Source organism: Leifsonia sp. HAY1-4F (assembly GCF_056755275.1).
In genome coordinates this window covers 1-246 of record NZ_JBNDHX010000498.1, presented here as the reverse complement: position 1 = coordinate 246, position 246 = coordinate 1, and the positions used below count along the sequence as shown (strand labels likewise).

Below are 246 nucleotides of genomic sequence, written 5' to 3'. Positions count from 1 at the left end.
GTCATGGACACTTCGTCATCTGCCGCGACGATCGCTGTGTCACCAACGCGCGAGCGGCTGCTGGACGCGGCGGCGCGGCTCTTCTACAAGCACGGCGTCAGTGTGTGCGTGGATGCGCTGTGTCAGGCGGCGGGCGTGTCCCAGAAGTCGATGTACCAGCTGTTCGGAAGGAAGGAAGAGCTGCTCGCGGCTGCGTTGTGGCGCAACGTCCCCGGCTATCTGGCCGCGTTGATTCCCCCGGAAGCG

General features: G+C 65.4%; 1 protein-coding gene. It reads left to right on the top strand.

Features of this window, described 5'->3' with window-relative positions:
* Window positions 1-36: 36 nt before the first annotated feature.
* The coding region (locus ACPYOG_RS20275) for a TetR/AcrR family transcriptional regulator (protein ID WP_481295881.1) at window positions 37-246 on the top strand (210 nt) is incomplete at its 3' end.